Origin of the sequence: Puerhibacterium puerhi, from assembly GCF_009846865.1 — a bacterium.
Classification (GTDB): domain Bacteria; phylum Actinomycetota; class Actinomycetes; order Actinomycetales; family Cellulomonadaceae; genus Puerhibacterium; species Puerhibacterium puerhi.
Map to the genome: position 1 here is coordinate 1 of NZ_WUWN01000075.1, position 6948 is coordinate 6948.

Below are 6948 nucleotides of genomic sequence, written 5' to 3' on the forward strand. Positions count from 1 at the left end.
CATTCCGAACCCGGAAGCAAAGCCCTTCAGCGCCGATGGTACTGCCCTGGAGACGGGGTGGGAGAGTAGGACGCCGCCGGACACCCATTACCCGAAGGCCCGCACCCCAGGTGCGGGCCTTCGGCGTTTCCGCACACCCTCAGACCGGCCCCAGCGCGCCCGAGAAGCGCGACCCGTACCACCGCAGGTGCGGGTCTTGTCGTCTCTCCAGGTCCCCCGGCGTACGTGGCGCCCCTGGGCCGAGCCGCCGTCGAGGTGCGAGCGGGGATCCCTCCCCGGACGGTGGTGTGACACCGGGGTCGAGAAGGGCGCCTCGCGCTGACCACGCGCACTCCACCGAGGGGACGTTGCTTCATGTTCTTCCACCGTCAAGAGCTGCAGTTCAAGTCCAAGCCCGACAAGCCGGACGCTGTCTTCGCCCGGAAGCTGCAGGAGGTCCTGGGCGGCCAGTACGGCGAGATCACGGTGGCGATGCAGTACGGGTTCCAGTCGTGGAACGCCCACATCCCCGGGAAGTACCGGGACCTGCTCTACGGCATCGGTGCCGAGGAGATGGGGCACGTCGAGATGCTCGCGACGATGATCGCCCAGCTCCTCGAGGACGCTCCCGTCGGCGCCGTGGAGGGCGCGGTGCAGGACGACCCGTCGGTCGCGGCGGTCGTCGGTGGCATGGACGTCCAGCACGCGATCGTGGCCGGCGCCGGCGCGCGCCCGGTGGACTCCAACGGCAACCCGTGGACGGCCGGCTACGTGACGGCGAGCGGCAACATGCTGGCGGACTTCACCGCCAACGCCAACGCCGAGATGCAGGGCCGCCTCCAGGTGGCGCGGCTCTACCACATGACCGACGACAAGGGGGTCAAGGACCTGCTGTCCTTCCTCCTCGCCCGCGACACGATGCACCAGAACCAGTGGATCGCCGCGGCGAACGAGCTGCGGCAGGAGGGCCTCGAGGAGATCCCCGTGCCCAGCACGTTCCCGCAGTCCAAGGAGGTCCGTGAGGTCTCCTACCAGTACATCAACTTCTCCGACGGTGCCCACGCCAGCGAGGGCAGCTGGGCCAGCGGCCCCACGCCGGACGGCAAGGGGCAGTTCGAGTACGTCGCCGAGCCGCCGCGCGGCGTCGAGATGCCGCCGCCGACCCGCCCGGACCCCCGCATGCACGGGACCACCGACAAGCCCAACGTGATGGAGAAGGCCACCGGCGTCGTCAAGGACGCCCTGCACAAGGAGTGAGCGCCATGTCTGCTTCCTACGCAGCCGACCGCGCACCCGCGGCGCGGGCGCACCGCGGCATCCACCAGTGGCTCGCCCTGATCATCGGCATCGTCTACCTGCTCGTGGGGATCGCCGGCTTCGCCGTCACGGGCTTCGACGGGTGGACCGTGCACGACCACTCCCAGACGCTGCTCGGGTTCGCGATCAACCCGCTGCACAACGTGGTCCACATCGTCATCGGCCTGCTGGGCCTGCTGCTGTGGAACACCTGGGGCGGCGCCCGCACCTTCGGGTGGATCCTCTTCATCGGGTACGGCGCGGCGTTCGTGTACGGCCTCGTCGTCGCGAACAACGCCGACCTCAACATCCTGAACATCAACGGCGCCGACAACGGTCTGCACCTCGTCAGCGCGATCGCGGGCCTCGCCATCGCCCTGTGGCCGGGCCGCCGCACGCGGTCCGACGACGCGTCCGGCAGCGTGCCGGGCACGCCGGCCCGCTGACCACCGCTTCCGGCCGCCCGTCGCCGACCCCGGCGGCGGGCGGCCGGTCGCTCACGCTGCCCGGACCCGGCCCCGCGCCCGCGACCGCGCCCCCGACCGCGACCCTGCCCCGATCCCGACGACGACCCCGAAGCGAGAGGAACGCATGAGCGCGACACCCGTCGACCTGTCCGCCCGCGAGACACTGGACGTGCTGCGCCACGTGCTGGCGCCGATGGTCGCCGAGGGTGCGATCGTCCGTCGTCCCCGCGCCACGGCGTGGGCGGAGCGGCGGCAGGTCGACCGGCAGGCGGCCCGGGTGCTCGACGGGCTGCGCGACCGCTACGACGGCGCCCCCCTGTCCGTGAGGCTGGGGCCCCGCCGGGTCGTGCTGGTCACGACGCCGCAGGACGTCGCGCGGATCCTCGACGGCTCGCCCGAGCCGTTCACGCCGGCGACGCGCGAGAAGGCCGCCGCGCTGCGCCAGTTCCAGCCCGAGGGAGTGCTGATCTCCTCGGCCTCGGCGCGCCGGGTGCGCCGTCCCCTCAACGAGCGCGCGCTGGCGGCGGGGCAGCGGACGCACCCCGACGCCGAGCAGATCGTCGCCCAGGTCGCCCGCACCGCTGACGAGATCGCCGCGGCCGTCGAGGCGACCGGGGAGCTCGACGCCGCGACCTTCACCCGGGCCTGGTGGCGCCTGGTGCGGACGGTGACGCTCGGCGAGCAGGCTCGCGAGGACCACGAGCTCACCGACCGGCTCACCGCCCTGCGCCGCGCCGCCAACTGGGCCTACCTGCAGCCGGTGCGCCGCCGGCTGCGCGCGACGTTCCGCGAGCAGGTCGCCGCGCGCGTGGCCGAGGCCGAACCCGGCACGCTGGCCGCCGCGGCGCGTGCCGCGAGCGAGGAGATCGCCCGGGGCGGCGACGGCACCGGGCACAGCTACGACCCCGCGGACCAGGTGCCCCACTGGCTGTTCGCGTTCGACGCCGCCGGCATGGCCACGCTGCGCGCGCTCGCCGTCGTCGCCGCCCGTCCCGCCGTGCGGGACCGGGTGGTGACCGAGCTCGCCGCCGCCGACCCCGTCGTCGACGACGCCGGCCCGGCCGCGCCCGTGCTGCCGTACGCGCGGGCGTGCGTGCTCGAGAGCCTGCGGCTGTGGCCGACGACGCTGGTGATCCTGCGTGACGCGACCGAGCCCACCGTCTGGGGCGGGCGCACCCTGCCCGCCGGCACGGGCTTCGCCGTCGTCAGCGGGTACGTGCACCGCGACGCGGGGCGCATCGACTTCGCCGACGCCTTCACCCCGGAGGCCTGGCTGGACGGGCGCGCCGACGCCGACCGGGCGCTCGTGCCCTTCAGCGCGGGCCCGGCCGAGTGCGCCGGCCGCGACGTCGTGCTGTTCACCACCAGCCACCTGCTCGCCCGCCTCGCAGGCCTGGACCTCGCCGTCGACCGGGGCGAGCACCTGGAGCGCGACCCGCTGCCCCGCACCGTCGACCACCTGCAGCTGCACTTCCGGCAGCGCGAGCGAGTGGCGCCGGTCGGCGGCAGCGTGAGCAGGTAGCAGCCGAGGACCACGGGAGGAGTGGGATGAACCAGTCGTCCGAGACCAGGACCACCACGGACCACGACGAGATCCGCCGCTGGGTCGAGGAGCACGACGGCCGCCCGGTCACCGTCCGCGGGACGGAGGGGTCCGGCGAGGGCGCCGGGGTGCTGCGCATCGACTTCCCCGGGGGCGCGAGCAGCGGCGGCGAGGGCGACCGCCTCGACCCCGTGGAGTGGGACGAGTGGTTCGCCAAGTTCGACGACGCGGGGCTCGCCTTCCTGTACCAGGAGCGCCGCGCGGACGGCGGTGACAGCACCTTCTTCAAGCTGGTGTCCCGGTGAGGGCCGTCGTCACCGGTGGCGCCGGGTTCCTCGGCAGCCACGTGTGCGAGCGGCTGCTCGACGACGGGCACGAGGTCGTCGCCGTCGACAGCATGATCTCCGGCACCCCCGCCAACGTCGCCCACCTGCGCACGCGTCCCGGGTTCCGGCTCGTGCGGCACGACGTCGCCCGGGGCCTCGGCGCGGCCGAGGACGGCCCCGTGGACCTGGGCGCCGTCGACCTCGGGAGCGTCGACCTGGTGCTGCACATGGCCTGCCCGGCGTCGCCGGTGGACTACGCCGCGCACCCGCTGGAGACCCTCGACGTCGCCTCGCGCGGCACGCGGGCGGCGCTGGAGCTGGCCGCGCGCTCCGGCGCCCGCTTCGTCACCACCTCGACCTCCGAGGTGTACGGCGACCCCCTGGTGCACCCGCAGCGCGAGGAGTACTGGGGCAACGTCAACCCCATCGGCCCGCGGTCGGTGTACGACGAGGGCAAGCGGTTCGCCGAGGCCCTCACGATGGCCTACCGCCGCTCGCTCGACGTCGACGCCGGCATCGTGCGGATCTTCAACACCTACGGTCCGCGGATGCGCGGGCACGACGGGCGCGTGGTGCCCACGTTCGTGCGGCAGGCGCTCGCCGGCGAGCCGCTGACCGTCTGCGGCGACGGCTCGCAGACCCGCTCGCTGTGCTTCGTCGACGACCTCGTCGAGGGGCTGCTCCGGTTCGCCGGGACGCACGAGGCCGGGCCGGTCAACCTCGGCAACCCGCACGAGCTGACGGTGCTGCAGATCGCCGAGGACGTCATCGCGGCCACGGGCAGCTCGTCGCGCATCGAGCACGTCGACCTGCCCACCGACGACCCCAAGGTGCGCTGCCCCGACATCACCCGGGCGCGCGAGCTGCTCGGCTGGGAGCCGAAGGTCGCGTGGGAGACGGGCCTGGAGCGCACCGTGGCCTGGTTCCGGGAGCTGGGCGTCGCGGCGGCGTGACGCCGCCCGACGCAGGCTCGGCGTGACGGCGGGCGGGCCGGCTCGGGAAGCCGGCCCGCCCGCCGTCCGTCGGGTCGGGGTGCGGTCAGGGGACGGCGGCCGGCGCCGCGAGGTGCCGCGCGAGCAGCGGTGCCGCGGCGTCGAGCACCTCGTCCACGGTGACAGCCGCCAGGGCCGGGTCGAGCTCGTCGGCGTGCGGGTCGCCGGGCGAGCCGGGGTCGCCGTGCCACAGCACGGTGTGCCGCTCCAGGTCGACGCACGGGCCCCAGGTCGCCGGCGGCGTGGGCCCGAAGAGGGTGACCGACGGCGTCCCGAGCGCCGTGGCCAGGTGCGCCACGCCGGTGTCCCCCGACAGCAGCAGGCGCGCGCCCCCGACGACGTCGGCCAGCGCGGGCAGGTCGAGCCGCCCGGAGGTGTCGGTGAGCCGGTGGGTGCCGTGGCGCTCGGCCGCGGCGCGGACCCGGGCGCACAGGTCGCGCTCGGCCTCGCCGCCGGTGAGCACCACCTCGACGCCGGCCGCCGAGAGCGTCGCGGCGACCCGGCCCCAGCGCTCCGCCGGCCAGCGCCGCGAGCCGGAGGCGGCGCCCGGGTGGACGACGACGTGCGCGCCGCGGCCGCCGGGCGGGTCGAGCGGGCCCAGCCGCAGGTCCTCGGGGCCGCAGTCCCCGCCGGCCGACCGCACCAGCCGGCACCAGCGGAGCACCTCGTGCTCGCCCGGGTCCCAGGCGGGCCCGTCGTGGCCGGCGTCGGCGCACCCGAAGGCGACGAGCCGCCCCGGGCCGGTGGCCTGCAGCAGGCGGTGGCTCTGCGGCCCGGAACCGTGCAGGTTCACCGCGACCTCGGGGCCGGCGTCCGGGTCCCACGCGAGCGGCTCGAGGAGGCCCTGGGCGGGCAGCACGTCGTCGACCAGGCCGTACGAGCCGAGCCAGCGGCCCAGACCAGCCGGGGCGGCGAGCACGACCCGCCGCCCCGGCCACGCCCGGCGGACCCCGCGCAGCGCGGCGACGCCCGTCAGGGCGTCGCCGAGGCCGATCGCCCGCAGCACCAGCACGGTGCCGGGCGCGCCCGCCCCCGTCGCGGGCGGGCCGCCGGACGCGGGGGCGCCGATCACGGCCAGGAGGCCTCGCCCGAGGCCATCACGAGCATCTCGCGGATCTCGCTGCCCACCGGCTGGGTGAGCGCGGTGATCACGGCGCCCGCGGTGGCCGCCGGGTCGTTGAGGTCGGCGTCGGGCCCGGGCTTGTACTGCTCGGTGCGGCCGTCGAAGAACGCGGTGCGCATGCCGCCGGGGATGAGGCAGGTGACGCCCACGCGGCCGGCGTACTCGGCGGCCAGCGCCTGGCTGAACCCGTGCACGCCCCACTTGGACGCGCAGTACGCGGTCGCGTCGCCCGCTCCCCGCAGCGCGAGGGTCGAGGCGACGGTGACCACGGTGCCGCGGGACCTCTCGAGGTGCGGCAGCGCCGCCCGGACCACCGCGACCGTGCCGAACAGGTTGACCCGCAGCACGCGCTCCCACGTCTCGGGGCTGATCTCCAGCAGCGGGCCGCACGCGTCGGTGCCGGCGGCGGTGACGACGGCGTCGGGCGGCCCGACCTGCGCCACGAGGTCCTCGACGGCCGCCGCGGCCGCGGCGCTGTCGGACAGGTCGACCTCCACGTGCGCGACGTCGGCCTTGGGCGGCGTGAGGTCCAGGACGGCGGGGGTGCCGCCGGCGGCGGTGACCGCCTCGACGAGCGCGGCGCCGAGGCCGCTGGCGCCGCCGGTGATGAAGACGGTGCCGACCTTCCGCGGCGTGAGCGTCGCCTGGCCGGTGCCGGGCTCCTGCGTGGGAGCAGACGTCATGGTGGGGTTCCTCTCTCCAGGGGGTGGGGTCGTCAGGAGGCGCCGAGCGGCACCGAGCCGTCGGTGCGGGCGCGCTCGAGGATGGCGGTCGTGGACAGGCCGTCGAGGTACGGCAGCACGACGGTGCGGCCACCGTGCCGGGCGACGACGTCGGCCTCGGGCAGCTGGTCGACCGTGTAGTCGCCGCCCTTGACCCACACGTCCGGGCGCAGGGCCTCGAGCGCCGCGCGGGGGTCGTCCTCGTCGACGACCACCGCCGCGTCGACGCAGTCGAGCGCCTCGAGCACGCGCACGCGGTCGGCGGCGGTGACCACCGGCCGGCCGGCGCCCTTGAGGCGGCGCACGGAGGCGTCGGAGTTGACCAGCACCACGAGCCGGTCGCCCAGCGCGCGGGCCGCCTCCAGGGTGGCGATGTGCCCGGCGTGCAGCAGGTCGAAGCAGCCGCCCGTGGCCACGAGCGTGCCGGCCGGCCGCAGCCGGGCGCCGAGCCGCTCGAGCTCCGCGGGCGCCGCGGCGCCGCCGGCCGGCGTGCCGGCCCG

Annotated in this window: 8 protein-coding genes and 1 rRNA gene; 6 read left to right on the plus strand and 3 right to left on the minus strand. The window is 75.8% G+C overall.

What is annotated here, in order from left to right; translation table 11 throughout:
- The 6 genes from rrf to GSF02_RS18085 form a co-directional block, all read left to right on the plus strand.
- A 5S ribosomal RNA gene (gene rrf, locus GSF02_RS19185) occupies positions 1-82 on the plus strand; the annotation flags it as partial.
- A gap of 272 nt (positions 83-354) precedes the next feature.
- Positions 355-1236, plus strand: a complete 882-nt coding sequence (locus GSF02_RS18065) for a manganese catalase family protein (protein WP_159798756.1) — start codon at positions 355-357, stop codon at positions 1234-1236.
- Positions 1237-1241: 5 nt separating this feature from the next.
- Complete coding sequence (locus GSF02_RS18070; RefSeq protein WP_159798757.1) at positions 1242-1721, plus strand: DUF4383 domain-containing protein; 480 nt, start codon at positions 1242-1244, stop codon at positions 1719-1721.
- A gap of 145 nt (positions 1722-1866) precedes the next feature.
- Complete coding sequence (locus tag GSF02_RS18075; RefSeq protein WP_159798758.1) at positions 1867-3264, plus strand: cytochrome P450; 1398 nt, start codon at positions 1867-1869, stop codon at positions 3262-3264.
- A gap of 26 nt (positions 3265-3290) precedes the next feature.
- On the plus strand, positions 3291-3590 hold the full coding sequence (locus GSF02_RS18080) for a hypothetical protein (protein ID WP_159798759.1): 300 nt from the start codon (positions 3291-3293) through the stop codon (positions 3588-3590).
- Entirely contained in the window at positions 3587-4564 is a 978-nt protein-coding gene (locus GSF02_RS18085) for a UDP-glucuronic acid decarboxylase family protein (protein ID WP_159798760.1), read from the plus strand. The genes GSF02_RS18080 and GSF02_RS18085 overlap by 4 nt, the downstream gene beginning before the upstream one ends.
- Before the next feature lie 85 nt (positions 4565-4649).
- Here the strand turns inward: GSF02_RS18085 and GSF02_RS18090 are convergent, their stop codons facing one another.
- From GSF02_RS18090 to GSF02_RS18100, 3 genes are all read right to left on the minus strand, one after another.
- Positions 4650-5675 (minus strand): glycosyltransferase family 9 protein, encoded by a 1026-nt coding sequence (locus GSF02_RS18090; RefSeq protein ID WP_235915688.1) that lies wholly within the window; start codon positions 5673-5675, stop codon positions 4650-4652.
- Complete coding sequence (locus GSF02_RS18095) at positions 5672-6409, minus strand: SDR family oxidoreductase (protein WP_159798761.1); 738 nt, start codon at positions 6407-6409, stop codon at positions 5672-5674. Before GSF02_RS18095 ends, GSF02_RS18090 begins: the two co-directional genes overlap by 4 nt.
- A gap of 32 nt (positions 6410-6441) precedes the next feature.
- Positions 6442-6948: adenylyltransferase/cytidyltransferase family protein (locus GSF02_RS18100; protein WP_159798762.1), on the minus strand; the 507-nt coding region annotated here is incomplete at its 5' end.